This is a genomic window from Microbacterium sp. Y355 (genome assembly GCF_059445345.1).
In genome coordinates this window covers 3305521-3330515 of the sequence record NZ_JCAIUD010000001.1, presented here as the reverse complement: position 1 = coordinate 3330515, position 24995 = coordinate 3305521, and the positions used below count along the sequence as shown (strand labels likewise).

Below are 24995 nucleotides of genomic sequence, written 5' to 3'. Positions count from 1 at the left end.
ACGCGATTTCCGCGACACCTGCACGAGCATCTGGCCCATCGGCACCTCAGTGGTGCCAATATGGGGGCATGTCCGAGAAGATCGCAGCTGGGCCCGGCCTGATCGAGCGCGCCGGCATCGAAGTCATCCCCGAATCTGAGCGAACGGCGAAGCCCCGCGACCTGTTCTGGCCGTGGTTCGCGGCGAACGTGTCGGTGTTCGGCATGTCGTATGGCTCGTTCGTGCTGGGCTTCGGCATCTCGTTCTGGCAGGCGACGATCGTGTCCGTCATCGGCATCGTGGTGTCGTTCCTGCTGTGCGGGCTCATCGCGATCGCCGGCAAGCGCGGCTCAGCGCCGACGATGGTGCTCTCCCGTGCGGCGTTCGGCGTGCTCGGACAGAAGGTGCCTGGCATCGTGTCGTGGCTGACCTCGATCGGCTGGGAGACATTCCTCGCGATCTTGGCGGTGCTCGCCACAGCTACCGTCATCACGCAGCTTGGCGGAGATGGCGAGAGCATCGCACTGAAGATCACCGCCACGATCATCGTCGCGGCGCTCATCGTCGCGGCATCCGTTCTCGGATATCACACGATCATGAAAATGCAGTCGGTGCTCACCTGGATCACCGGCGCCGTCACGATCCTCTACGTGATCCTCGCCTTCTCCCACATCGACTTCGCGGCCGTCATGGCCCTCCCCAGCGGCAGCCTCGCACAGACCATCGGCGCGCTCGTGATGGTGATGACCGGTTTCGGCCTCGGCTGGATCAACATCGCCGCCGACTGGTCGCGCTACCAGAAGCGCACCGCCTCGGATGGCGCGATCGTCGCCTGGAACACCATCGGCGGCTCCATCGCACCGATCATCCTCGTCATCTTCGGTCTGCTGCTTGGCGCATCCGACGAGGATCTACTGAACGCGATCGCCGGCGACCCTGTCGGCGCGCTCGCCACAATCCTGCCGATCTGGGTGCTCATCCCCTTCCTGCTGACGGCCGTGCTCGCGCTCGTGTCCGGTGCGGTGCTCGGCATCTACTCATCCGGCCTCACACTGCTCAGCCTCGGCATCCGCATCCCCCGCCCGTCGGCGGCCGCAATCGACGGCGTGATCCTCACCATCGGCACGATTTTCGTGGTGTTCTTCGCGACCGACTTCCTCGGTCCGTTCCAGAGCTTCCTCATCACGCTCGGTGTGCCGCTCGCCTCGTGGGCCGGCATCCTGATCGCCGACATTCTTCGCCGCAAGAAGGACTACGACGAGGATGCTCTGTTCGACGCAAAGGGTCGCTACGGCGCGTGGGACTGGACGTCGATCATCACCATGGTCGTCACCAGCGTCATCGGCTGGGGCCTGGTCATCAACAACTTCGCCGCGGAGGCCGCCTGGAACAACTGGCAGGGCTACCTGCTGTTCATCGTCGGCGGCAAGGACGGCGACTGGGCCTACGCGAACCTCGGCGTTTTCTTCGCGCTGGTGCTGTCGTTCGTGGTGACGTACTTCGCTCGCGCGGGAAAAATCCGGCGGCAGGAAGAAGCATGACCGCCAGCGAGTCCTGGCTCGTCGTCATCGATCCGCAGGTGATCTTCGCTTCGCCCGATTCCGCCTGGGGCTCGCCGCTCTTCGCCGACGCGATGCCTCATATCCGTGCACTGGCCGATGCCTTCGGCGAGCGCGTCATCGTCACCAGATGGATGCCGACGGCAGACCGATCCACAGCATGGGGCGCGTATTTCGAGGCCTGGCCATTTGCTGATCAGCCACCCACAGATCCGCTGTTCGATCTGGTTCCCGAAGCCCGTGATCTCAGCCCGCATCCGACACTCAACCTGCCCACGTTCGGCAAATGGGGAATCGAGATCGAGGAAATCGTGGGACGAGGTGCACACGTCGTTCTCGCCGGAGTCTCTACCGACTGCTGCGTGATCTCGACCGCGCTTGTCGCAGCGGATGCCGGAGCCCACATCACCATCGCTGCCGATGCCTGCGCCGGATCAAGCGCCGAGAATCACGCGGCCGCGATCCAAGTGATGGGGCTCTACCCACCGCAGATCACCGTCAATAGCACAGCAGAGGTGCTCGCGGAAGGCCCCTGAACAGGTGTCCAGCGTTTTGCTATCGTCAGTGCCAGCACGTAACTGGCAATGACTTTCACTGAGCGACACCTGACGAAACTGATGTGATGCCTGAAGATACCTCGCCCCCTGTTCGCTCGAACCGGCGAAACGCGGCCCCGCCGCCTCGCTGGCCGGTGCTGATAGGGTCGGCCGCGGCGATCCTGGCGATCGCTCTGTGGGCGATCCTTGCACCCGAACACGCGGGCGAAGTGATCGGCGTCATGGTCGTGTGGATCTCGTCGACCTTCGGCTGGTACTTCGTCCTCACCGCAGCAATCGTGGTGGTGTTCGTGCTGATCCTCGCGTTCTCCTCTGCGGGGCGCATCAAACTCGGACCCGACCACTCCAAGCCGCAGTTCAGCATGTTCACCTGGGCATCGATGCTGTTCGCGGCAGGTATCGGCATCGACCTGATGTTCTTCTCGGTCTCAGAGCCCGCAGCGCAGTACATGCATCCGCCGACCGGCGAGGGCGAGACGATCGCCGCCGCCCGGCAGGCGATCGTGTGGACGTTCTTCCATTACGGCCCCGTCGGCTGGGCGATGTACGCGTTGATGGGCGCCGCTTTCGCTTACTTCGCGTATCGCCGCAACCAGCCGCTCAGCATCCGCTCGGTTCTGGCCCCTGTACTGGGCAAATACTCCGCAGGATGGCTGGGGCACAGCGTTGACATCTTCACGGTCCTCGGCACCGTGTTCGGCATCGCCACTACCCTCGGCATCGGCGTCGTGCAGCTCAGCTATGGCATGCACGTGCTGTTCGGCACCCCCGACGGCGTCTCGATGCAGATCGCCCTGATCGTCTTGGCCGTGGCGATGGCCACCATCTCCACAGTGTCTGGTGTAGAGAAGGGCATTCGCAGGCTCTCCGAAGCGAACGTCATTCTCGCCATCGCTCTGTTGGTGTGGATCACCGTCACCGGCCAGACCCGGCTCATCATGGAGGGCCTGGTGATGAACGTCGGCGATTTCGTCGCCACGTTCCCGAGCATGCTCATGGAGACGTTCGCGTGGAGCCGTCCCGATGACTGGATGCAGGCATGGACGCTGTTCTTCTGGGCCTGGTGGATTGCGTGGGCACCGTTCGTCGGCCTGTTCCTCGCGCGCATCTCACGGGGTCGGACGCTCCGCCAGTTCATCCTCGGTGTGCTCGTGATTCCGTTCGCCTTCATCGCGATCTTCATCTCGGTCTTCGGTAACTCCGCACTCGCACTCATTCAGGGCGGAGATACCGCCTTCGCTGAAGCGGCAGTGAACACACCGGAGCGGGCCTTCTTCGACCTGCTGCAGCAGTATCCGGCGGCTCCGGTGGTTCTCGGCGTTGCCCTGCTGACCGGCCTCCTCTTCTACGTCACCTCCGCCGACTCGGGGGCGCTGGTGCTGGCGAACCTGACGTCGAAGATGGAAGATCCGAGACAGGATGCCGGCAAGCTGCAGCGCATCTTCTGGTCGCTCGCCACTGGTCTGCTGACACTCGGCATGCTGCTGGTGGGCGGCGTTCCGACGCTCCAGCAGGCCACCTTGATCATCGGGCTGCCGGTGTCGCTGCTGCTGTATCTGGTGATGATCTCGCTGTACCGCGCGCTGGGTTCCGAGAAGCAGCATCGCGCGGGATACCTCGCCGCGATACCGGGCAGATTCGGCCCCACGCAGACGAACTGGCGTCAGCGACTGAAACGCTCCACGACATTCCCACAGCGTGCCCAGACGATCGCCTATTTGGAGAAGATCGCCGCCCCCGCGCTGAAGGAAGTCACCGACGAGCTGCAGGCAGCCGGTGCGCAGGCGACGCTGGAGCGTATCGACATCGAAGGGCTGGACGTGCCCTCGATGGTGCTCACCGTGCACTTCGACGATGCCGAGGACTTCATCTACCAGGTGTATCCGATAAGCCAGGAGCTCCCGACCTTCGCCTACCGAAGCATCAGTCAGTCCGGCCAGTACTACCGGCTCGAGATCTTCACCGCTACTGGTTCACGCGGGTACGACGTCTACGGCTACACGAGCGACCAGCTGATCACCGATGTGCTCAGCGCCTACGAATCCCACCTGGAGTATCTGCGCATCACGGCCGATGTTCCGGAGCCCGTCTTCACAGAGGCACTGCCGGTGATCACCGATTGGCAAGGCGATTTCCAAGACCCGGCATCCGATGCGGACATGACCAGCCCCGACCCGACCGCTGCAGATGACTCAGCGAACATTCCCCCTGAAAAGGAGACCCCATGACCTCGACACTCTTCATTGACGGCGCCTGGACCTCGGCGATCGAAGGAGGGACCCGAGAGATCCACTGCCCGGCAGACGGCACGCTCGTCGCAGTCGTCGACGAGGCTTCGGAGGCCGACACGATCGCGGCGATCCACGCCGCACGGCGGGCGTTCGACATTGGCGAGTGGAGTTCGACTCCGGCGCCAGCGCGCGGCGACTTCCTGCTGCAAGTGGCAGAGCGCTTGCGAGAGCGCAAAGAGGAGTTCGCACGCGCCGAATCTCTCGACACGGGCAAACGCCTGATCGAATCGCGCATCGACATGGACGACATCGCGGCCTGCTTCGACTACTTCGGAAAGCTCGCCGCCCAAGATGCCGGGCGGATCGTGGATGCCGGCGACGCGAACGTGCTCAGCCGCATCGAGCACGAACCAGTCGGGGTGTGTGCGCTGATCACGCCATGGAACTACCCGCTGCTGCAGGCCGCGTGGAAGATCGCACCGGCGCTGGCCGCGGGAAATACGTTCGTCCTGAAGCCCGCTGAGCTGAGCCCGCACACGGCAATCCTGATGATGGACGTGCTCGATGAGCTCGGCCTGCCTGCCGGCGTCGCCAACCTCGTGCTCGGCGCTGGCGCCACCGCCGGCGGTCCGCTGTCCACGCACGAAGACGTGGACATGGTCTCGTTCACGGGCGGGCTGGTCACTGGTCGGCTGCTCGCGGCGAATGCCGCGGCGACCGTGAAAAAGGTGGCGCTGGAACTGGGCGGCAAGAACCCGAATGTGATCTTCGCGGATGCCGACTTCGATGCCGCGGTCGACAACGCGTTGAATGCGGCATTCGTGCACTCAGGACAGGTCTGCTCTGCCGGTGCCAGGCTGATCGTCGAAGAGTCGATCGCCGAGCGCTTCATCGATGAGCTGGTCCGACGCGCCGAGGCCATCCGCCTCGGCGGACCGTTCGACGACGATGCGGAGACCGGCCCGCTCATCTCCGCCGCGCACCGCGAGAAGGTCGACGCCTACGTGCAGGCCGGCGTCGCCGAGGGCGCACGGTTGCGCACCGGAGGGCGGGCACCTGCGGGCGATCTGGCGGACGGCTTCTACTACTTGCCAACCATCCTCGATCAGGTGAAACGCGGCATGTCGGTGGTGCGTGACGAGGCGTTCGGTCCTGTCGTCACCGTCGAGACGTTCTCCACCGAGGACGAAGCGGTCGAGATCGCCAATGACACCATCTATGGGCTCGCGGGCGCCGTCTGGACGCAGGATGCTGGGCGCAGCCAGCGCATCGCCCGGCGCCTCCGCCACGGCACGATCTGGATCAACGACTACCACCCCTACCTTCCGCAGGCGGAATGGGGCGGGTTCAAGCAGTCTGGCTTCGGCCGTGAGCTGGGTCCGATGGGGCTGGCCGAATACCAGGAAGCCAAGCACATCTACCAGAACCTCACCCCCGCGGTGACGGGCTGGTTTCCCGAGCACTGACGTACTGATCTGGAGTGATGACGATGAAGACGACGCATACCTTCGACTACGTGATCGTCGGCGGCGGCTCTGCCGGCGCCGCGGTGGCTGCCCGACTGAGCGAGGATCCCACCGTGACGGTGGGCCTGCTGGAGGCCGGGCCCTCCGACAAAGATGAACAGGTCGTGCTGCAGCTTGATCGTTGGATGGAGCTGCTGGAATCCGGCTTCGATTGGGATTACCCGATCGAGCCGCAGACGAACGGCAACTCGTTCATGCGGCACGCACGCGCGAAGGTGCTGGGCGGATGCTCCTCCCACAACTCCTGTATCGCGTTCTGGGCACCGCGCGAAGATCTCGATGAGTGGGCACACACACACGGCGCAAGCGGCTGGGAATCAGAACAGACGTATCCGCTCTACAAGAAGCTCGAGACCAACGAGCTGCAGGGCGAGCTTCACGGCCACGACGGCCCGGTACATCTGATGAACGTTCCGCCAGTCGACCCGTGCGGAATCGCACTGCTGGATGCCTGCGAGCAGGCCGGCATCCCCCGCGTGCAGTTCAACACCGGCGAGACGGTCATCAACGGTGCGAACTTCTTCCAGATCAACCGCCAGCCCGACGGCACTCGAGCATCGTCGTCGGTGTCGTACCTGCATCCGATTCTGGAGCGGGATAATCTCACGATCCTCACCGGGCAGCACGTCAAGGAACTCACCTTCGACGAGCACAACGTGTGCACCGGAGTCATCAGCGTCGACAACCCCTTCGCGCGCTCTTCGCACATCGAAGCACGTCGTGAGGTCATCGTCTCGGCCGGCGCCATCAACACCCCTCAGCTGCTGATGCTCTCCGGGATCGGCCCGGCCGCGCATCTGCGCGAGGTCGGTATCGAGGTGCGGGTGGACTCCCCCGGTGTCGGCTCGAACCTCGCCGATCACCCAGAGGGGGTCGTGCAGTGGGAGGCGAAGAAGCCCATGCCGCGCACATCGACGCAGTGGTGGGAGATCGGGATCTTCACACCGACCGAGGAAGGCCTGGACCGGCCCGATCTGATGATGCACTACGGTTCCGTGCCGTTCGATATGCACACCTATCGCGCGGGCTATCCCACAGCCGAGGAGATGATCTGCCTGACCCCGAACGTGACGCACGCCCGCTCGCGGGGGACGGTGCGGCTGCGCTCGATCGACTACCGCGACAAGCCCAAGGTGGATCCGCGCTACTTCACTGACTCAGAGGGCCACGACATGCGGGTGATGATCGACGGCATCCGCAAGGCGCGCCAGATCGTCGCGCAGCCAGCGATGGCCGAATGGGCAGGGCGCGAGCTCGCACCGGGAGCGGATGCCACGAGCGACGAAGATCTGGCCGACTACATCCGCGCTACTCACAACACCGTCTACCATCCGGTTGGCACGGTGCGGATGGGCTCGGCGGACGATGTCACCTCGCCCCTTGACCCACAGCTGCGCGTCAAGGGCGTGACCGGATTGCGTGTGGTGGATGCCTCGGCGATGCCGGAGATCACCACGGTCAACCCCAACATCACGGTGATGATGATGGGCGAGAAGTGCGCCCAGCTCATCCGCTCGGGGAGCTGAGCTCAGGCCGACGACCGGACGGCGGCGGCGATGTCGGCGGGTGTGCCGTGCCACGGAGCGCCGTGCCCAGGCAGCACCCACGACGCCTGGACCCGCGCCAGGGCGTCGAGGGATGCCAGCGCTTCTGCCGGCTCATCAGTGAAGGGGGCGGGCTGCGGGCCGCTGTGCCCGGTCAGAACGTGCCGGGTCGTGAGCGCGTCGCCAACGAAGACGGCATCCGCCGCGGGCACGTGGACGGCGATGCTGCCGGGCGAGTGACCGGGCATCCCAATGATCACCGGCGCGCCGGGCAAGTCGAGGACATCACCGTCGGCGACCGCGGTGACTTCCTTTACGTACCTCGTGCGCATCGCGTTCTTGCGCAGACCATAAGCGAAGAAGCCCAACATCGGGCCCAGTCGTGATGGGCCCATCGGGGTCTTCGGCTTCTCGCCAGTGCGGGTGCGAACAGCATCCGCCGCGTGCACGTAGACCGGCACGCCTGCCTCGCTTCGCAGCCGCTCGGCGAAGCCGATGTGGTCGCTGTCACCGTGGGTGAGGATGAGGCCGCGGATGTCGGAGAGCGGGCGGCCGATCGCCTCGAGCTCCTTCTGCAGATCATCCCAGTGCCCCGGCAGGCCGGCGTCAACCAGGGTGATGCCCTCGGGCAGGTCGATCAAATACGAGGCGACGATGTCATTTCCCAGACGGTGCAGGTGCGGTGCGAGCTTCATTTCGTGTCCTTTCCGCCATCCGCGTGGCGCTTGTCATAGCTACAGTACGTAGCTATGATGGCTAATGTCAATAGCTACTATCCGAGGAGACCAGGATGCCGACACCGGAACGCACGTCATATCCAGCGATCATCACAGCCGGTCGAGAAATCCTCGAGGAGAACGGCCCGGCCGGACTAACGATGAATGCTGTCGCCGCCCGCGTCGGGGTGCGCGCACCGTCGCTGTACAAGCGGGTGAAAGATCGGGATGCGCTGATCGCCGCCGTCGCCGAGGCGGTCGTGGACGAGGTCACCGCACGGCTGGAGGCCGCGGGCAATGATCTCGAGTCCCTGGCCCTCGCCTATCGCGCACACGCACATTCGACGCCGGAGGGGTTCCGCCTGATGTTCACCGCATCCGCCCCACTGACCTCACTCGATCGGGCTGCCGCTCCCGTCATCCGCGCCGCATCCGCACTCGTCGGCGAAGACGACGCGCTGGACGCAGCCCGCCTCTTCACCGCCTGGGCCACCGGCTTCTTACAGATGGAACTGTCCGGGGCGTTCCGACTCGGCGGAGACGTCGATCGGGCCTTCGCCTATGGCCTGCGAGCCATCATCGCGGGGCTGCGGCACCATTCAGCGGCATCCTGAACCCGGCCGACGCGCGAGAGAGAGGGAACTCCTGCCACACTGAACCGTGGAAGGGGTTCCATGACCACGCTCACGCACGAGGCCGCACACGACGAAGACAACCCGAAGAAGCCGCATCGGCGGTGGCGGAAGACGAGGATCACCCTCGGAATCATCATCGTCATCGCACTTGTGGTCGCGATCGTTGGAGCCATCACCCCCTGGCCATCCGCCATGGTGATCCGGGCCGTCTTCACGCAGGGCGGCGACGCCACGGCTGCCGAGATGGACAAGTACGTCCCAGACACGAAGCTCACCGAGACGCTCGATGTCTCCTACGGTGACGACGGCGTCGACACGACGATGGATGTCTTCACTCCGGCATCCGCCACAGGCCCCCTGCCGACCATCGTCTGGATCCACGGCGGCGCCTGGGTCTCCGGCTCGAAGGAGAACGTCGACCCGTACATGCGCATCCTCGCCGCCGAGGGGTACACGACCATCGCCGTGAACTACACGCTCGGCCCGGAGGGCGCTTATCCGAAAGCCGTGCACCAGATCAACACGGCGCTCGGGTACATCGACGAGCACGCCGACGAGCTGAACGTCGATGCGTCCCAGATCGTGCTCGCCGGAGACTCCGCAGGCGGCCAGCTGGCCAGCCAGATGGCGACGCTCATCACGAGCAAGGACTACGCCGAGATCATGGACATCACGCCCGCGCTGTCGTCTGATCAGGTCATTGCGACGGTGCTGAATTGCGGCGTCTACGACCTCGCCGCTCTCGCCGCGCTGGACGGCATCGTCGGCTGGGGCCTGAAAACATCGATGTGGGCCTACGCCGGCTCGAAGACCTGGGCGGAGGGTTCGACCGGCGCGACGATGTCGACCGTGAACTGGGTGACGAAGGACTTCCCGACCACCTACATCTCCGGTGGCAACGGTGATGGTCTCACCTGGCTGCAGTCGATTCCGATGGCTGACCGCCTGAGCGAATTGGGCGTCGACGTGACGACCCTGTTCTGGCCAGCACCTCATGAGCCGCAGTTGCCGCACGAATACCAGTTCCACCTCGACATGCCGGATGCTCAGACCGCGCTTCAGGCGACGATCAAGTTCTTGGACGCGAACACGACCCGCTGACCTGAACGCTCTTTCGGGGATACTCTCGGTGATCATGGGCACTGAAAACTCCACTGGCACAGGCAACGAGCGCGCGCTCGAAGACGGCATCGTCACCGACCTCACCGGACGGATGACCTACGGGTCATACCTCGAATTGGACAAGCTGCTGGGTGCCCAGCATCCGGTCAGCACACCTGAGCATCACGACGAGATGCTGTTCATCATCCAGCACCAGACCACCGAGCTGTGGTTGAAGCAGCTCCTGCACGAGCTGTCGTCCGCGCGCGACCTGTTGGCGAGCGACGACCTGCGCGAGGCGCTCAAGCGCGTCGCGCGAGTCAAACGCATCCAGGACGTCATGACCCAGCAGTGGTCGGTGCTCGCGACCCTCACCCCGACCGAATATGCGCAGTTCCGCGGAGCGCTGGGCAACTCCTCTGGGTTCCAATCCGTGCAGTATCGCGCTGTCGAGTTCGCCCTGGGCAACAAGAACGAGCGGATGCTGTCGGTCTTCCGTGATCACCCAGCCAACCTGGCGCTGCTCACTGTCGAGTTCGAACGCCCCACTCTGTATGACGAATTCCTGCGGTACGCGTCTCGCCGTGGCATCCCGATTCCGACCGAAATTCTCGAGCGCGACGTCCACGAGCCATACCGACCGCACGCGTCGCTCGTGCCGGCGATCCAGGAGATCTACGAGAACCCGAAGAAGCACTGGGATCTCTATGAGGCGTGCGAAGACCTGGTGGATCTCGAGGACAACTTCCAGTTCTGGCGCTTCCGGCATCTGAAGACCGTCACCCGCACGATCGGCATGAAACCCGGCACGGGCGGATCCAGCGGCGTCGACTTCCTGCAGCGAGCGCTGGCACTGACCTTCTTCCCCGAGTTGTACACCGTTCGCACCGAAATCGGTACATGATGCGCGCCGTCACCTACTTCGACGGAGCGGTGCTGCGCGAAGGGATGCTGACGAAGGATGCCAGCGGCATCACACTGTACCCCTCCCCTGCGCCACAGGATGCACAGCGTCTGGATGGCGTGATCACCGGGCTGTTCACCGACCACCATGTGCACCTGCAGCTCATCGATCCGAGCGGGCTCGCCACGAGCCGCCTGGGCAGAGTCATCGACCTGGGTGCAAACGTTGACGCGGTGCGCGAGTACGACTTCGCGCTTGAAGACGACGGGATCCAGCTCGAGTACGCCGGACCTTTCCTCACCGCCGTCGGCGGCTACCCGGCTGATCGGGACTGGGCGCCGGAGGGTGCCGTGCACCAGGTGCGGGATGCCGCGGATGCCGCCGCCGTGATCGGTCTGCTTGCCGCGGCAGGGGTGCGTTGGATCAAAGTCGTCGGCAACAGCGACGCGGGCCCAGTGCTGGACGACGAACTGTTCCGCGCGGTGGTTCGCGAAGCCGCTGAGCACCGCCTTCCGGTCGTGGCCCATGCCGAGGGTGCAGGTCAAGCGCAGAGGGTCGCGCACCTTGGTGCGTCCCGTCTCGCGCATTCTCCTTTCACGGAGCGCCTCACCGATGACGAGATCGCGGTGCAGGTGGCATCCGTGTCGTGGATCTCGACGATGGCAATCCACGAGGGTGCGGCGTACGCGCACGTGGTCGACAACGTGCGCCGTTTCGCGTCGGCCGGTGGAGATCTGGTCTACGGCAGCGACATGGGCAACGGCCCGACCCCGGTCGATCTGCGCGCCACCGAGATCGAGGCGCTGCGCGAGGCAGGCGTGGATGGGGTTGCTCTGCTGACGGCGCTCGCGCCGCTCGAAATCGGGTCGAGCGACCTGCTCCTTCTCCCTGACGGCGACCCTGTGCGCGCCCACCGTCTCACGATTGCCGATCTGGAGAACTGACATGTCTGATCTGCTTGAGGTCGCCCGTTCGCTGGACGCACGCGACCCGCTGGCCCCGCATCTCGACGCGTTTGTCGAGGCCCCGGGCGTCACCGCATACCTGGACGGCAATTCGCTCGGCAGGCCGCTGCGCTCGCTGCCCGACCGTCTCGCAGCGTTCGTGCGCGAGGACTGGGGCACACGTCTGATCCGCTCCTGGGATGAGCAGTGGATGGAACTGCCCATCGAACTCGGCGATCGGATCGCCGCGCTGTGCCTAGGCGGCGCGCCAGGGCAGACGGTCGTCGCCGATTCGACCACCGTGCTGCTGTACAAGCTCATGCGCGCGGCGGTGGCTGCGCGGCCTGACCGCAGCGAGATCGTGATCGAGGAGGGCAACTTCCCGACCGACCGCTTCGTCGCCGAGGGGATCGCCGCCGAACGCGGGCTGACACTGCGTTGGATCAGCCCCGATCCGGTGGCGGGCGTGCAGGTCGATGACATCGCCGAAGCGGTCTCAGAGCAGACCGCGCTGGTCGTGCTCAGCCACGTTGACTACCGCTCTGGCGCGTTGGCCGACATGGCCGCGATCACGAATGCCGTGCACGAGTCGGGCGCGCTCATGATGTGGGATCTGTGCCACTCCGTCGGCGTGATCCCGATCGATCTCGACGCGTGCGGCGTCGACCTCGCCGTCGGGTGCACGTACAAATATCTGGGCGGCGGTCCGGGCTCCCCGGCCTTCGCCTATGTCAGTGCGCGCCACCACGGAGTTTTGCAGCAACCCATCCAGGGCTGGATGGGGGCGGGCGACGTGTTCGCGATGGGTTCCGCATATGCGCCGGCCACCGGCATCCGTCAGTTCATCAGCGGCACGCCTCCGGTGCTCGGGATGCTGGCGATGCAGGGCATGCTCGAGAAGATCGAGGATGCCACGATCACGGCCGTGCGCGAGAAGTCGAAGGCGCTCACCGATCTGGTGGTTCGTGCCTTCGACCAGGAGCTCGCTCCCCTCGGTGTGCGACTGCTGAGTCCGCGCGATGCCGACCGCCGCGGCGGGCACGTGACGATCGGGCATCCGGACTTCGCCGAGGTGACCAAGACGCTGTGGGCAGATGGAGTGATCCCAGATTTCCGCTTCCCCGATGGCATCCGACTCGGGCTGTCGCCTTTGAGCACGTCCTACGTCGAGGCGGTGACCGGCGCGCTGGCCGTGCGTGACGCGCTGAGGGTGTGATGCGCTCGCCCTAGGATGAGAGGCGATGAGCAACGCCGGAAATGACACGAACTGCGGCCCCGGCTGCACCTGTGGCGCACCTGCCCGCGACCAGTTCCTGACACTCGGTGCGACCGTAGCAGCGAGCACCCCTGCATCCGCTGCTCCGGCAGCCGATGGGCATCCGATCATCCAGGCCGAGATTCCGGCAGGAACCTTCCTGATGGGCGATTCCTCCGGCGACCAGAACCCCGGCGACGGAGAGACACCACGGCACGAGGTGACGCTGCCCGCCTTCTCGATCGATTCGACCGCCGTCACGAATGACGCGTTCGCGGCCTTCGTCACCGCGACCGGGTACCTGACGGAGGCGGCGACCTTCGGCTTCTCTGCCGTCTTCCACCTCGCCCTCGCCGCTTCAGAGGACGACATCCTCGGTCAGCCACCGGGAACCCCCTGGTGGTACGGAGTCCGCGGCGCCGACTGGGCGCACCCCGGCGGGCGCGAGTCCAGCATCGAAGGCCTTGGCGACCACCCGGTCGTGCACATCAGCTGGAATGACGCGGTCGCCTACTGCGAGTGGGCCGGCCGACGTCTACCCACCGAGGCCGAGTGGGAGTATGCGTCCCGCGGCGGCCTGCATGCCGCCAAATACCCGTGGGGTGACGACGAGGTCGACGCCGGCGGGTGGAGGGCGAACATCTTCCAGGGCTCCTTCCCCGGCGAGAACACGCGGGAAGACGGATTCCTCACCACCGCGCCGGTCCGATCCTTCGAACCCAACGGATTCGGCCTCTGGCAGAGTGTCGGCAACGTCTGGGAATGGTGCTCGGATTGGTACGACCCGACGTACTATGCGCGTCAGCTCGCGGGCGCGCCCACGGGGCCGGATGCAGGTACCTCGCGAGTGCTCCGCGGCGGCAGTTACCTGTGCCACGTCTCGTATTGCAACCGGTACCGCAACTCAGCGCGGTCGCAGAACACTCCCGATTCCTCAATGGGCAACGCCGGCTTCAGGACAGTGACGAGATGACCAGACCACCCCGCTCCCGATTCCCCGCAGCCGTCTATCGGCACGGCGAAGAACCCGATGCTCGATTCACCTTCGCGAACGAGCGCACCTTCCTCGCGTGGACTCGGACCGCTCTCGCGCTGACTGCCGCAGGTGTGGCACTCGAGCTTCTCGGACTCGATTTGCAGCCCACGCTCAAGCTCGCCGCATCCCTCGTCCTGATCGGCACCGGCATCATCACCCCCGCGCTCGCATGGGTGAGCTGGATCCGCAGCGAACGGGCGCTGCGCCTCGGCAACCCGCTCCCCGCTTCGCTGCTGGCACCGCTGGCGGGACTCGCGGTGACCGTCGCCGGAGTGCTCATCCTGATCGCAACGCTGGTGTGATGGCGCTTTACGACTCTGGGCTTCAGCCAGAGCGCACCGAGTTAGCGTGGCGCCGCACCGCGCTCGCGATCGCCGTCGGCTCGCTGGTGAGCATGCGGGTGCTGCCCGTCATGCTCGGATCCACGCTGTGGATCCTTCTCGGTGTGGCCGGAATGATCATCGCGGCGTTGATGTGGCTCGCGGCGCGTGCTCGCTATCGCAACGGCTACCGCGCACTCCAGGATGACGCGGGTACTGTCGCGCTACCGGATGGACGCCTGATCGCGGCGACGGCCATGTTCAGCATCGGTGTGGGCCTTGTCGCTCTCGCCGCCGTGATCGTCTCTGCCGCCGCCTGAACTGCTGGCGCTAGCCAGCGACCTCACGCAGGAACGCCCGCACGTGTTCGCCGAGGCGCACAATGCGCGCGTCTCTCGCCGCCTCGCGGTCGAAGCCCTCGTAGGCGAGCGGCGGCAGCATCCGCACGTTGTGGGAACATCCGAGCTCGGCACAGACCAGCGTGCCGATCGTGTCACCGCCCCGACCAGCAGACCCGGCCTTGCGCGCGGCGAACAGTTGCACGTCGTTGCGGAGTGTGACGTCTTCGCACCACGAACACTGTGCGCGGGCGAGCACCCGCTGCTCGGCACGCTGCAGAAGCGCGCCGGTGAGCACACCGTCGACGTCGGTCACGACATATGCACGACGGGCGAACTTGGGGTCAGACCAGCCGAGATAGTCTCGCCGGTCGAAGTCGATCTCGGCGAAGCCGGGCGGCAATGTCAGCGAAGAGACCTCCTTGCGGGAGGCATTGATGAAGGATGCGCGGATGTCGCGCTCGTCGATGGGACGCATGGTGAAGTGCTTTCAGAAGTGAGGTGAGAGAAGTGATCACGGCATCCCTTAGATGGATGCCGGGTATGACAGATCACCGGCGACGGGAGTCCCGCCTCCGGCTGATGATCAGCCTCTGCCGCCGGCGCTGAACGCGCCTGCAACCACCTTTCGCGCCCTGCGGGCGCTCACATAAAACAACACCCGGTGAGCCTACTCCTGCGCAGTGAGCGGCGCGACTATGCGGTGAGCGGCGCGATCTCGTGGCGGTGCGGCGTACCGAAGCGGTGCGCCGAGATCGACACGGCCTGCTCGCGCAGGAACGGCAGCAGTTCGACCCTGCCGGCAGACACGACCGGGCCCGCATAGACCGCGACAGCGGGCGAGCCGCCGGTGTGCGCGGCGACCGCTGCGGCATTGCCGCCGACGAGGCGGATGCGTCCACCCGTCTCGGCGAGGCGTGCGGCACGGGCACCCCACGCTGCGGCATCTTCGACCGCGACGCCGACGCCGGATGCCGTCAGCCAACGCTGTGCGGATGCCGGCAGCTCGGCCGCAGTGCTGACGCTGAGGCGGGAACCGGCACGCACACCGGCCGCGATCACGCGGATCGCCTGAGCGGTGCCTGCCTGTTCGAGACGGATCGTCACAGGCAAGACGTCATAGCGCAGCGCGTTCTGCTCGGTGATGAGGCCGGTCGCATCGCGCACGGTGCCGAACTCGTCGCGCCAGGCGGCGACATCGGTGGAGAGGGCGCCCTGCAACCAGGCGGTGTCGGCATCCTCAGCATCCTTCGCGGAGCCGAGAGCCGCCAGCGCCGCCAGCGAGACCGCATCCTTCGGAGCATCAGCGGTGACCGGGGCGTCTTCCCAGTTGGACAGGCCGATCAGGTAACTCGGACCGCCGGCCTTGGTTCCGGCGCCGACAGCAGCCTTCTTCCAACCGCCGAACGGCTGACGCTGCACGATCGCGCCCGTGGTGCCACGGTTCACGTAAAGGTTTCCGGCCTGCACGTTCGCGAGCCACTGCGCGATCTCACCGTCGTCCAGCGAGTGCAGCCCCGAGGTGAGGCCGTAGTCGATGGCGTTGACCATCGCGGTGGCCTCATCCAACGTCTTTGCGGTCATGACGCCGAGCACAGGGCCGAAGTACTCGGTGAGGTGGAAGGGCGACCCGGCAGCGACACCCTCACGGATGCCTGGACGCCACATCTTGCCCTCGTCGTCGAGCTTCGACGGCTCGATGATCCACTTCTCGCCGGGCTCCAGCGTGGTGAGCGCGTGCAGGAGCTTGCCGTCGGCCGGGCCGATCAGCGGTCCGATGCGGCTGGAGCCGTCCCACGGCTGACCGACCTGGTACGAGCCGACCGCGTCGATGAGCTGACGGCGGAACCGCTCGCTCTGCGCGGCCGATCCGACAAGGATGACGAGGGATGCCGCAGAGCACTTCTGCCCGGCGTGGCCGAACGCCGAGTAGGCGACGTCGCGGGCGGCGAGGTCGAGATCGGCGTGCGGAGTGACGATGATCGCATTCTTGCCACTTGTCTCGGCGAGCAGTGGCAGGTCGGGACGGAAGCTGCGGAACAGCTCTGCCGTCTCGTATCCGCCGGTGAGAACGACGCGCTCGACAGCCGGATCGCTGATGAGGTGCTGGCCCAGTTCGCGGCCGTCGAGCTGCACGTACTGCAGCACCTCGCGCGGGACTCCTGCCTCCCACAGCGACTCGATCATGACGGCGCCGGAGCGGCGAGCCTGGCGAGCGGGCTTGATGATCACGGGAGAGCCGGCGGCGAGAGCGGCGAGCGTGGAGCCGGCAGGGATCGCAACGGGGAAGTTCCACGGCGGGGTGACGACGGTCAGCCCGACCGGCTTGTGCGTCGCGCCCTCGATGCTCTCTGCGCGCTTGGCACTCTCGGCGTAGTAGTGCGCGAAGTCGATGGCCTCTGAGACCTCTGGATCACCCTGCTCAAGCACCTTTCCGCACTCGGCGCCCATCACCTCAAGGAGGTCGGCGCGACGAGCCTCGAGGACGTCGCCGGCACGGTGCAGGATCTCTGCCCGACCGGCGGCGCCGAGGGCGCGCCAGGCCTCACCTGCCGAGGCGGCTGCGGCGATGACGGCATCGAGGGATGCTGCGTCCGACAGTGTGTGGGTGCGGACGGTCGCCTCTCCGAGGACAGAAGCCTCCATGCGGGAGCGAATCTGGTCGCCCCATGCACGGTTAGCAGCCAGGCTCGGGTCAGTGTCGGGCGCATTGTCGAACTCGTCACGCGGGGACGGCGCAGGCTCGGCGCTACGATCCTGCGTACGGTTCGGTCCTGGAACCTCGGCCGGCATCGATGCGATCGAGGCGAGGAAGCGGTCCCGCTCGCGGACGAACAGAGCGGGCTCATCATCAAGCTCGAAGACCGCAGACATGAAGTTGTCGGTGGACGCACCCTCTTCGAGTCGGCGGATCAGGTAGGCGATCGCGACATCGAACTCGGTCGGGTGCACGACAGGCGTGTAGAGCAGCAGCGAGCCGACCGTGCGGCGGACGACCGTCGCCTGCGCTGTGGCCATGCCCAGCAGCATCTCGAACTCGATGCCGGCCGTCGCGCCGCGCTGGTTCGCGAGCAGCCAGGCCAGCGCAATGTCGAACAGGTTGTGACCGGCGATGCCGATGCGCACGTTCTGCACGTGCTCCGGACGCAGTGCGTAGTCGAGTACGGCCTTGTACGAGGCATCCGAGGCCTCTTTGCTGTGCCAGGTCGCGAGCGGCCAGCCGTGGGTTTCGGCGTCCACCTGCTCCATCGGCAGGTTCGCACCCTTCACGACACGAACCTTGATCGGTGCCCCACCCGCAGATACGCGCGCGGCAGACCACTCCTGCAAGTGAATCATCGCACCGAGGGCATCCGGCAGGTAAGCCTGCAGAACGATGCCGGCCTCGAGACCGCGGAATTCCTCGCGGTCAAGGATCGAAGTGAAGACCGCAATGGTGAGGTCGAGGTCCTTGTACTCCTCCATGTCGAGGTTGATGAACTTCCCGCCGCGGGCCTTTGCGATGCGGAACAGCGGAACAAGCGCGCCTGCGGCATGCGAGACGGCCTCGTCGAACGCCCACGGGCTGTGCGGGGCGACGGTGGATGAGACCTTGATCGAGACGTAGTCGACATCGTCGCGTTCGAGGAGACGTCGCGTGCCCTCCAGACGACGGGCAGCTTCTTCCTCGCCGAGGATCGCCTCTCCGAGGAGATTGATGTTCAGGTGCACACCCTCGTCCGCACGGATGCGGCGAATGGCCTTGCCGAGTTTGGCATCGGTGGCGTCGACGATGAGGTGCCTGACCATCCCGCGCAGCACGAGACGGCTGATCGGAACGACGATGCCGGGGAATGCCGGCGCCAGCGCGCCACCGAGGCGGATGAGGGCGCGTAGTGCCACGGGGAGGAACTTCGGAGTGAGCGGAACCAGGCCCCGCAGGTTGAGGGCTGCGACCTTCAGGTCTTCCGGGCGCACCACACCGTCGACGAAACCGACGGTGAAGTCAAGGCCGTTCGGATCGCTGAGGACACCAGCGAGGCGCTTCGCCGCGGCGTCTGCGGGCACGTCACGACTCTCCACCAGCCAGCGCTGCACGAGCGCGATCGCGTCATCTGAGAGCGCTGCGAGATCAGCATTGCCGGTCACGGCGGATGTCGTCGGGTTCATCGGGTTTCCTCACTCCAGAGCGCGGCGGAACCGCGAGTCTTGATCTCAGTGTGGAGCCGCACTACCCTTCGTGAAAAGCGAGCGTTTACGATAGTTAATATTCGATTTTCTCGATGATTGCGAGGTGCTCCGTGTTCGAGTTGCGACGACTGCGTCTGCTGCACGAATTGGCCCTGCGGGGCACCATCTCGGACGTTGCCACAGCTCTCGCATACAGCCCGTCGACGGTGTCGCAGCAGCTTGCGCAACTCGAGCGTGAGGCCGGAGTATCGCTGCTCGAACCCGACGGTAGGCGCGTCAGACTCACGGCGCAAGGGCGTCTGCTCGCCGCACACGCGGCGCGCGCTCTGGAGTTGGACGAAGCCGCCCACGCCGAGCTGTCGTCGTCTCAGCACGCGCAGGAGCGGGTGCGGATCGCCGTCATGCCCACCGCCGCTGAGGCACTGGTGCCCCCAGCACTCACGCTGCTCGCCGAGCGGATGCCCGACCTTCGCTTGGAGATGGTGGAGATGGCCCCTGAGGAGGGGCTGTTCGAACTGCAGGCGCGGGGCTTTGACCTCGTGGTCGCTGAACAATACGCCGGGTACACACGTGAGCTGCGCGACGGAATCGATCGCACGCTGCTCGGACCGGACCCTGTGCGCCTGGCTGTACCTCCGACATCCTCGGCAGCGGAGCTTGCCGACCTGCATGATCGGCCGTGGGTGATGGAGCCCAAGGGAGCGGCAGTGCGGGAATGGACGATGCAGCAGTGTCGTGCCGCTGGTTTCGAACCGGACGTGCGATTCGAGGCGACCGACCTGATCGCGCATACGCGCCTGGTCGCCGCGGGCCACGCAGTCGCGGTGCTGCCCGATCTCGTCTGGACCGGAGACCGCTCCTCTGTACGACTGCTCGAGCTGCCAGGGTCTCCCGTGCGCGAGATCTTCGCGGCGACCCGCTCGTCTTCGCGCGACAACGCCGCGGTCGCGGCGGTGCTCACTGCGATGGCGGAGGCGCTCGCCGCGCACGTGCCGCGCTGAGTGCGCATCGGGCAGCACCCGGCATTCGTCAATGTTTCGCTGAGTGTCGGCGGCGTTTTCCTGCGGCGCGACAGCGACCTACTCTTGCCAGATCAGTTCCCAACCAGAGGAGATCACCGTGTCCACCCCGCTGCACCGCCTTTCACCCCTCGAGGTGACGGAGCGTGCTGCGTGCATGTGCGACCACGGCGACGTCTGCTCTTCGTTCACACCGGGACACGCGCTGCACCTGATCCAGGCGCGACTTGCGTCGGCGACATCCAGCGAATGGATCGACGGAATTGTCGAGTCAGCGGATGCCGTGAACGGCGGCCTCGTCGTGCGCGATCTCGACGGCACCGCGCACGCGCTGTGGAACGGTTCTGGGGCAGCTCTAGAGGCAGCCGAAGGCACCCCCGTGGCGCTGCACCCGCGCTATCACGTACTCGCCGTCGGGCGCGTGCAGTTCAACGTCGCGTCGGTCTGACCTCAGCCAGCGCGACCTGACTTGTTTCGGATGTAAAGCTGCTCAGGCAGCCGCCATCATCATGTTCTTCACGTCCATGCACGCGTCCATGCAGGCCTTGCAGGCCTGAGCGCACATCTTGCAGACCTCGCTGTGATCTGCGTGCTCCATGCAGGCATCCATGCACATCTGACACATGGCGATGCAGGCGTCGAGCATCGACATCATCACGGCGGGCGTCATCCCCTGCATCCGCAGCATCGAACGCATCATCGTGCCTGCCATGTCAGCGCAATTCATGCAGGCGGGGGCACAGTCCATCAGCTGCATCGAGCAAACGGTACAGGCCTGCTCACAGGCGGAGCAGGCATCCATACAGGCCTGCATGACGGCCATGTCCATCATTTCCATGCCAGGGGTCGTCTTCATTTCCTCAGACATGGCGCCCATCATCATCGAGTCCATCGCACACCGCTTTCCTCAGATCTCGGGGCGGGCAGGAGACCCGCCTGCGGCCAGGTTAGTCCTTCGTGGCCTGCGAGTCGATGGCGGATTGTGTGCGCAGCCAGCGCACCAGATCAGGCGCTGGCTGCCAGGCTGTCCGCTGAGTGCAGAGCCTCGACCATGGGTGCAAGTTCAGGCCGAGCGGCAGCATCGCCGAGCACCCGCGCGAGCGTCTCGTCGTGCACCGGACGCGTCTGCTCGTACAGGTCACGACCTGCGGCAGTGAGCTCGGTGTAGATCCCTCGGCGATCGTCGGCGCACAGCACCCTCGTCAGTAGCGCGCGGTCTTCCAGGCGAGACACCAGTCGCGTCGTGGCACTCGGGCTCAGCGCCGTTGCGCGGGCTAACTGCTGCATCCGCATGTGCCACCCGTCTTGACGGTTCAACGCGTCAAGCAGCGTGTACTCCACGACGGAAAGGTCAGCGGATGCCGATAGAGCGCGCTCGAGCTCCGCCTCAATCAGTCCGTGCAGCGCCGCGAGAGTGCGCCAACCGTGCGCGCGGATCTCGACAGCATCGTCAGCGATTCCCATATCCACTCTCTTTTCGTCATTTAGTTGCTTGCGCTTTATATTTGCGTGTGCAAGTATCTACATTGCTCGCGCAATATCCCGCGTCGACAACTAATTCAGGATAACAGGAGAACCTCGCATGCCGCTCGGCCTACTCGCACTCGCCATCGGAAGTTTTGGAATCGGACTCACGGAGTTCGTGATCATGGGGCTGCTCCCCGAAGTCGCCGCCGACTTCGGCGTCACCGAGCAGGCCGCGGGATGGCTCATCTCCGCGTACGCGTTGAGCGTCGTCGTCGGGGCATTAGGCCTGACCGCCGCAACGTCTCGCCTGCCACGCAAGTCCGTACTACTCAGCCTGATCATCCTGTTCATCGTCGGCAATGTCGTCACAGCCCTCGCCGCCGACTACAGCGTCGCGATGCTTGGCCGCATCCTCTCCGCACTCTGCCATGGTGCCTTCTTCGGCATCGGCTCGGTCGTCGCCGCAAGCCTCGTGGCTCCGGAGAAGCGTGCAGGTGCGATCGCGATCATGTTCACCGGCCTCACCGCCGCGAACGTACTGGGCGTCCCGTTCGGCACCTTCATCGGGCAGGAGTTCGGCTGGCGCGCGACGTTCTGGGTCATCTCCGGAATCGGCGTTCTTGCCTTCATCGGCATCGCAGCACTCGTCTCCGCCCCTGCCGAGAAGCAGGAGCCTGTGGGACTCCGCAAGGAGTTGCGCGCGTTCCGCTCCGGCCAGGTCTGGCTCTCGCTGACGGTCACCGTACTTGCCTTCGGCGGAATGTTCGGTGCGTTCACCTACATCGCCTACACGCTGACCGAGATCAGCGGTTTCGCGTCCGGAGCCGTCCCGTGGCTGCTGGTGCTGTTCGGAGCCGGCCTCGTCGTGGGCAACTGGTTGGGAGGCCGTCTGGCCGACAAATCAATCGACCGCACTCTCGTCATCTTCATCGCCGCGCTCACCGTCGCCCTCGTCTTCTTCGCCCTGTTCGCCGGATCGCAGATCGCCACCGTCATCGCACTGGTGCTCATGGGAGGGTTCGGCTTCGGAACCGTTCCCGGCTTGCAGAGTCGGATCATGGTCTACGCAGGGCAGGCACCGACGCTCGCTTCCGGTGCGAACATCGGCGCGTTCAACCTCGGCAATGCGATCGGCGCGTGGGCCGGCGGCCTCGGGATCGCTGCAGGGCTCGGATATGCGTCGCCATTGTGGATCGGCGCAGCCATCACCGTGGCCGGACTCGTCGTCATGATCATCGCCGCTGGCCTCGCAACGAAGCGCAGCGCGGATGCCACGAGTAGGGTCGATCTCGTCTCGGCGTAGTCTCAGTCTCGTGACATCGTTCACCGCGCTCCAGCGCCTCGTAATCGCCATTGCGGTCCTGGCATCCTTCGTGGCCTTCCTCGACGGCACCGTCGTCACGGTCGCGCTGCCTGCAATCAGTGAAGAGCTCGGCGGGGGCATCACGACGCAGCAGTGGGTCGTCGACGCGTATCTCATCACGCTCAGCGCGCTGATCCTGCTGGCAGGCTCGCTCTCGGACGCCTACGGTCGCGTTCGCATCATGCGCATCGGGCTCATCGCGTTCGGGGTGGCCTCAATAGCGGTGGCGGCCGCACCCGAACCGATCACGCTCATCATTGCCCGGGCTGCGCAAGGCGCCGCCGGAGCACTGCTCGTGCCGAGCTCGCTCGCACTGATCATGACGATGATGCGCGGCGAGCTGCAAGCGCGCGCGATCGGTATGTGGACGGCATTCACCACCGGCGCGCAGCTCGCCGGGCCGCTGCTGGGAGGGCTGTTCGTCGATCTGCTGTCGTGGCGCTTCGTTTTCCTCATCAACGTCATTCCCATCGGCATCACACTCGTGCTGCTCACGCGCCTGCGCCTCCCTGATCACGCGCGTGGCACGCGCGTCGACTGGTGGAGCGGGATGCTGTGCGCGGTGGGCCTCGGAGCACTGGTGTTCGCACTCATCGAACAGCCGAACCTGGGCTGGGGCTCCCCCACGATCTGGCTGCCAGGAGTCTTTGGCATCCTTCTCTTCGCCACATTCCTGGTGCGCCAGAAGTATTCGAGCGCGCCGCTGATGCCGCTCTCGCTGTTTCGCGCCCGCAACTTCGCGTGGGGCAACCTGGCGACGCTGTTCATCTATGCCGCTCTGTCACTGAACGGCTTCGTCATCGGCGTCTACCTCCAGGAGGGCGCTGGCCTCAGCGCGACCGCGGCGGGGCTCGCGAGCCTGCCGATCACGATCCTGATGATCCTCCTCAGCTCCCAAGCGGGCACGTGGGCGGGGAAAATCGGGCCACGGTTGTTCATGACTGTCGGCCCACTGCTGATGGCCGCGGGTGCGCTGCTGCTGCTCACCGTCTCGAGCGATTTCAGCTACTGGTGGCAGGTGCTGCCGTCGATGATCGTCATGGGACTGGGTCTGTCGTTGACGGTCGCACCGCTGACCTCTGCGGTGCTCGGCGCGATCGATGAGAACCGCTCCGGCATCGCATCCGCCGTCAACAACGCTATCTCCCGCGTTGCCGGACTCATCGTCGTCGCGATGCTGTCGACGATCGTCGGTGGCATGCTCGATCTCGACGGCTTCCACAGTGCTGCCTGGGTGACGGCGGCGTTGATGGCACTCGGCGGGATCGTGTCATTTGTCGGGATCCGCCGGGCGCCTCTCGTGGAGTCGCGGTGAGCCTCACCGGCCAAGCGCGCCGAGCAGATCCACGAAGTGGTCGAGATCAGCGGACGACCAGGAGTGCAGTCGCTCCCTGATACGCCCCTCGTATCGCGCGCGGGCGACCACGATGCGCTCCTGCGCGAGGGCCGTGGCGACCAGCACACGGGCGCGCCGATCCTCGGGATCCGGCACGCTCTCGACGAGGCCGAGCTCCTCGAGCTGGCGCACCTGGCGACTCACTGCCGACTTGTCGGTCTGCAGGCGCTCGATGATTGCGCCGGCCGACGTCGCCTTGCCGCTCGCGATCGAGGTCAGCACCTGGTAGCCGAGCGGCTGCAGATCGGGATGCACGGTCACCGCGGCCTCACGCCAGCTCACGCGAATCCGCGCGAAGAGCCGACCGAGTTCCTGCTCGACTCTGGTGACGGCCTGGTCGAGTTCAGTGTCCTCGATTGCACTTTCCACAGCGTCGCCGCCCGACGACGCGGGGGCAACAGCAGGCTCGGTGGACGACGACGCACTCATGCTCGCCAGCATACGGCGAAGCCCCGCCACTCGAATGCGTGGCAGGGCTTCATCTGGTCGTGCATCAGACCTCTGCGAGCAGCCGGAACACCTTCGATGCCGCCTGAATCTCATCCGGCGTCAGCTCGGCGAGCGCCTCGCGCAGCCGATCGGCGTGGTCGCCCCTCAGATCGGCGAGCGCGGCGCGAGCCTCCGGTGTTGCCGTCAGCACACGCTGGCGGCCGTCACGGTCGTCGGGGCTGGAGACCAGAAGACCGAGGTCCTCCAGCATCCGCACTTGGCGGCTGACAACGGATTTGTCCATCTCGAAGCACTCCGCGAGCTGGTGTGCATTCGCGCTGCCGGCACGGGAGATGAACGACAACAGCTTGTACCCTGCCGGCTGCAGCTCGGGGTGGACCCGCGCAGCGGATTCCTTCCAGAGCGCCCGCGCCCTGGCGAAGACCAGGTTCAGATGACCCTGGAACTCCGCCAGTGCGTCGTCGTCGGTCACCACCGCAGTGTCA

General features: G+C 65.6%; 24 protein-coding genes. 17 read left to right on the top strand and 7 right to left on the bottom strand.

Annotated elements, in window-relative coordinates:
* Nucleotides 1–68: 68 nt before the first annotated feature.
* From AC1C2O_RS15990 to AC1C2O_RS15970, 5 genes are all read left to right on the top strand, one after another.
* Complete coding sequence (locus AC1C2O_RS15990; RefSeq protein WP_495431428.1) at nt 69–1520, top strand: purine-cytosine permease family protein; 1452 nt, start codon at nt 69–71, stop codon at nt 1518–1520.
* On the top strand, nt 1517–2074 hold the full coding sequence (locus AC1C2O_RS15985; RefSeq protein WP_495431427.1) for a cysteine hydrolase family protein: 558 nt from the start codon (nt 1517–1519) through the stop codon (nt 2072–2074). Before AC1C2O_RS15990 ends, AC1C2O_RS15985 begins: the two co-directional genes overlap by 4 nt.
* A gap of 86 nt (nt 2075–2160) precedes the next feature.
* The gene (gene betT, locus AC1C2O_RS15980; protein ID WP_495431426.1) at nt 2161–4323 is read left to right on the top strand and encodes a choline BCCT transporter BetT; all 2163 of its coding nucleotides are present in this window, start codon (nt 2161–2163) and stop codon (nt 4321–4323) included.
* Complete coding sequence (locus AC1C2O_RS15975; RefSeq protein WP_495431425.1) at nt 4320–5792, top strand: aldehyde dehydrogenase family protein; 1473 nt, start codon at nt 4320–4322, stop codon at nt 5790–5792. The genes betT and AC1C2O_RS15975 overlap by 4 nt, the downstream gene beginning before the upstream one ends.
* 23 nt (nt 5793–5815) lie before the next feature.
* On the top strand, nt 5816–7378 hold the full coding sequence (locus tag AC1C2O_RS15970; protein WP_495431757.1) for a GMC family oxidoreductase: 1563 nt from the start codon (nt 5816–5818) through the stop codon (nt 7376–7378).
* 2 nt (nt 7379–7380) lie between these two features.
* Here AC1C2O_RS15970 and AC1C2O_RS15965 read toward each other — a convergent pair whose 3' ends face one another.
* Complete coding sequence (locus tag AC1C2O_RS15965) at nt 7381–8091, bottom strand: MBL fold metallo-hydrolase (RefSeq protein WP_495431424.1); 711 nt, start codon at nt 8089–8091, stop codon at nt 7381–7383.
* Between the two features lie 95 nt (nt 8092–8186).
* Between AC1C2O_RS15965 and AC1C2O_RS15960 the strand changes: the two genes are divergently transcribed.
* Genes AC1C2O_RS15960 through AC1C2O_RS15925 form a run of 8 tightly spaced genes read left to right on the top strand, consistent with a single transcriptional unit; the run spans nt 8187 to nt 14627 of the window.
* Entirely contained in the window at nt 8187–8726 is a 540-nt protein-coding gene (locus AC1C2O_RS15960; RefSeq protein ID WP_495431423.1) for a TetR/AcrR family transcriptional regulator, read from the top strand.
* Between the two features lie 60 nt (nt 8727–8786).
* Nucleotides 8787–9848, top strand: coding sequence for an alpha/beta hydrolase (locus AC1C2O_RS15955; protein ID WP_495431422.1), 1062 nt, complete (start codon nt 8787–8789; stop codon nt 9846–9848).
* 34 nt (nt 9849–9882) lie between these two features.
* Nucleotides 9883–10752 carry a tryptophan 2,3-dioxygenase gene (locus tag AC1C2O_RS15950; protein ID WP_495431421.1) on the top strand — a complete coding sequence of 290 codons (870 nt, stop codon included), beginning with the start codon at nt 9883–9885 and terminating at the stop codon, nt 10750–10752.
* Complete coding sequence (locus tag AC1C2O_RS15945) at nt 10749–11696, top strand: amidohydrolase family protein (protein WP_495431420.1); 948 nt, start codon at nt 10749–10751, stop codon at nt 11694–11696. The genes AC1C2O_RS15950 and AC1C2O_RS15945 overlap by 4 nt, the downstream gene beginning before the upstream one ends.
* Nucleotide 11697: 1 nt before the next feature.
* Entirely contained in the window at nt 11698–12912 is a 1215-nt protein-coding gene (locus AC1C2O_RS15940) for a kynureninase (RefSeq protein ID WP_495431419.1), read from the top strand.
* 25 nt (nt 12913–12937) lie between these two features.
* Nucleotides 12938–13924, top strand: coding sequence for a formylglycine-generating enzyme family protein (locus AC1C2O_RS15935; protein WP_495431418.1), 987 nt, complete (start codon nt 12938–12940; stop codon nt 13922–13924).
* Nucleotides 13921–14289, top strand: a complete 369-nt coding sequence (locus AC1C2O_RS15930; RefSeq protein ID WP_495431417.1) for a YidH family protein — start codon at nt 13921–13923, stop codon at nt 14287–14289. The genes AC1C2O_RS15935 and AC1C2O_RS15930 overlap by 4 nt, the downstream gene beginning before the upstream one ends.
* Nucleotides 14289–14627 (top strand): DUF202 domain-containing protein, encoded by a 339-nt coding sequence (locus AC1C2O_RS15925; protein ID WP_495431416.1) that lies wholly within the window; start codon nt 14289–14291, stop codon nt 14625–14627. Before AC1C2O_RS15930 ends, AC1C2O_RS15925 begins: the two co-directional genes overlap by 1 nt.
* Before the next feature lie 10 nt (nt 14628–14637).
* On the opposite strand, the gene AC1C2O_RS15920 is transcribed toward AC1C2O_RS15925, so the two are convergent.
* Complete coding sequence (locus AC1C2O_RS15920) at nt 14638–15123, bottom strand: FBP domain-containing protein (RefSeq protein WP_495431415.1); 486 nt, start codon at nt 15121–15123, stop codon at nt 14638–14640.
* A 218-nt stretch (nt 15124–15341) separates the two neighbouring features.
* Complete coding sequence (locus tag AC1C2O_RS15915; protein WP_495431414.1) at nt 15342–18794, bottom strand: bifunctional proline dehydrogenase/L-glutamate gamma-semialdehyde dehydrogenase; 3453 nt, start codon at nt 18792–18794, stop codon at nt 15342–15344.
* Between the two features lie 131 nt (nt 18795–18925).
* Here AC1C2O_RS15915 and AC1C2O_RS15910 point away from each other — a divergent pair, with 131 nt between their 5' ends.
* Both AC1C2O_RS15910 and AC1C2O_RS15905 read left to right on the top strand, forming a co-directional pair.
* Nucleotides 18926–19816, top strand: coding sequence for a LysR family transcriptional regulator (locus tag AC1C2O_RS15910; protein WP_495431413.1), 891 nt, complete (start codon nt 18926–18928; stop codon nt 19814–19816).
* 118 nt (nt 19817–19934) lie between these two features.
* Complete coding sequence (locus tag AC1C2O_RS15905; protein ID WP_495431412.1) at nt 19935–20282, top strand: hypothetical protein; 348 nt, start codon at nt 19935–19937, stop codon at nt 20280–20282.
* Between the two features lie 42 nt (nt 20283–20324).
* Here the strand turns inward: AC1C2O_RS15905 and AC1C2O_RS15900 are convergent, their stop codons facing one another.
* On the bottom strand, nt 20325–20726 hold the full coding sequence (locus tag AC1C2O_RS15900; RefSeq protein WP_495431411.1) for a four-helix bundle copper-binding protein: 402 nt from the start codon (nt 20724–20726) through the stop codon (nt 20325–20327).
* Nucleotides 20727–20839: 113 nt separating this feature from the next.
* Nucleotides 20840–21298, bottom strand: a complete 459-nt coding sequence (locus AC1C2O_RS15895; protein WP_495431410.1) for a MarR family winged helix-turn-helix transcriptional regulator — start codon at nt 21296–21298, stop codon at nt 20840–20842.
* Between the two features lie 118 nt (nt 21299–21416).
* Between AC1C2O_RS15895 and AC1C2O_RS15890 the strand changes: the two genes are divergently transcribed.
* Nucleotides 21417–22604, top strand: coding sequence for an MFS transporter (locus tag AC1C2O_RS15890; protein WP_495431409.1), 1188 nt, complete (start codon nt 21417–21419; stop codon nt 22602–22604).
* Between the two features lie 10 nt (nt 22605–22614).
* Nucleotides 22615–23979: an MFS transporter gene (locus AC1C2O_RS15885; RefSeq protein WP_495431408.1), complete on the top strand. Its 1365-nt coding sequence runs from the start codon at nt 22615–22617 to the stop codon at nt 23977–23979.
* Nucleotides 23980–23982: 3 nt separating this feature from the next.
* Here AC1C2O_RS15885 and AC1C2O_RS15880 read toward each other — a convergent pair whose 3' ends face one another.
* Together AC1C2O_RS15880 and AC1C2O_RS15875 are read right to left on the bottom strand one after the other, a co-directional pair.
* The gene (locus AC1C2O_RS15880; protein ID WP_495431407.1) at nt 23983–24489 is read right to left on the bottom strand and encodes a MarR family winged helix-turn-helix transcriptional regulator; all 507 of its coding nucleotides are present in this window, start codon (nt 24487–24489) and stop codon (nt 23983–23985) included.
* A 64-nt stretch (nt 24490–24553) separates the two neighbouring features.
* The gene (locus AC1C2O_RS15875; RefSeq protein WP_495431406.1) at nt 24554–24982 is read right to left on the bottom strand and encodes a MarR family winged helix-turn-helix transcriptional regulator; all 429 of its coding nucleotides are present in this window, start codon (nt 24980–24982) and stop codon (nt 24554–24556) included.
* Between the last annotated feature and the right edge of the window lie 13 nt (nt 24983–24995).

Excerpts from the sequence above, each read along its gene's own strand:
- AC1C2O_RS15990 (WP_495431428.1), top strand. The coding sequence starts at position 69 with ATGTCCGAGAAGATCGCAGCTGGGCCCGGCCTGATCGAGCGCGCCGGC.
- AC1C2O_RS15985 (WP_495431427.1), top strand. The coding sequence starts at position 1,517 with ATGACCGCCAGCGAGTCCTGGCTCGTCGTCATCGATCCGCAGGTGATC.
- betT (WP_495431426.1), top strand. The coding sequence starts at position 2,161 with ATGCCTGAAGATACCTCGCCCCCTGTTCGCTCGAACCGGCGAAACGCG.
- AC1C2O_RS15975 (WP_495431425.1), top strand. The coding sequence starts at position 4,320 with ATGACCTCGACACTCTTCATTGACGGCGCCTGGACCTCGGCGATCGAA.
- AC1C2O_RS15970 (WP_495431757.1), top strand. The coding sequence starts at position 5,816 with ATGAAGACGACGCATACCTTCGACTACGTGATCGTCGGCGGCGGCTCT.
- AC1C2O_RS15965 (WP_495431424.1), bottom strand. The coding sequence starts at position 8,091 with ATGAAGCTCGCACCGCACCTGCACCGTCTGGGAAATGACATCGTCGCC.
- AC1C2O_RS15960 (WP_495431423.1), top strand. The coding sequence starts at position 8,187 with ATGCCGACACCGGAACGCACGTCATATCCAGCGATCATCACAGCCGGT.
- AC1C2O_RS15955 (WP_495431422.1), top strand. The coding sequence starts at position 8,787 with ATGACCACGCTCACGCACGAGGCCGCACACGACGAAGACAACCCGAAG.
- AC1C2O_RS15950 (WP_495431421.1), top strand. The coding sequence starts at position 9,883 with ATGGGCACTGAAAACTCCACTGGCACAGGCAACGAGCGCGCGCTCGAA.
- AC1C2O_RS15945 (WP_495431420.1), top strand. The coding sequence starts at position 10,749 with ATGATGCGCGCCGTCACCTACTTCGACGGAGCGGTGCTGCGCGAAGGG.
- AC1C2O_RS15940 (WP_495431419.1), top strand. The coding sequence starts at position 11,698 with ATGTCTGATCTGCTTGAGGTCGCCCGTTCGCTGGACGCACGCGACCCG.
- AC1C2O_RS15935 (WP_495431418.1), top strand. The coding sequence starts at position 12,938 with ATGAGCAACGCCGGAAATGACACGAACTGCGGCCCCGGCTGCACCTGT.
- AC1C2O_RS15930 (WP_495431417.1), top strand. The coding sequence starts at position 13,921 with ATGACCAGACCACCCCGCTCCCGATTCCCCGCAGCCGTCTATCGGCAC.
- AC1C2O_RS15925 (WP_495431416.1), top strand. The coding sequence starts at position 14,289 with ATGGCGCTTTACGACTCTGGGCTTCAGCCAGAGCGCACCGAGTTAGCG.
- AC1C2O_RS15920 (WP_495431415.1), bottom strand. The coding sequence starts at position 15,123 with ATGCGTCCCATCGACGAGCGCGACATCCGCGCATCCTTCATCAATGCC.
- AC1C2O_RS15915 (WP_495431414.1), bottom strand. The coding sequence starts at position 18,794 with ATGAACCCGACGACATCCGCCGTGACCGGCAATGCTGATCTCGCAGCG.
- AC1C2O_RS15900 (WP_495431411.1), bottom strand. The coding sequence starts at position 20,726 with ATGGACTCGATGATGATGGGCGCCATGTCTGAGGAAATGAAGACGACC.
- AC1C2O_RS15895 (WP_495431410.1), bottom strand. The coding sequence starts at position 21,298 with ATGGGAATCGCTGACGATGCTGTCGAGATCCGCGCGCACGGTTGGCGC.
- AC1C2O_RS15890 (WP_495431409.1), top strand. The coding sequence starts at position 21,417 with ATGCCGCTCGGCCTACTCGCACTCGCCATCGGAAGTTTTGGAATCGGA.
- AC1C2O_RS15880 (WP_495431407.1), bottom strand. The coding sequence starts at position 24,489 with ATGAGTGCGTCGTCGTCCACCGAGCCTGCTGTTGCCCCCGCGTCGTCG.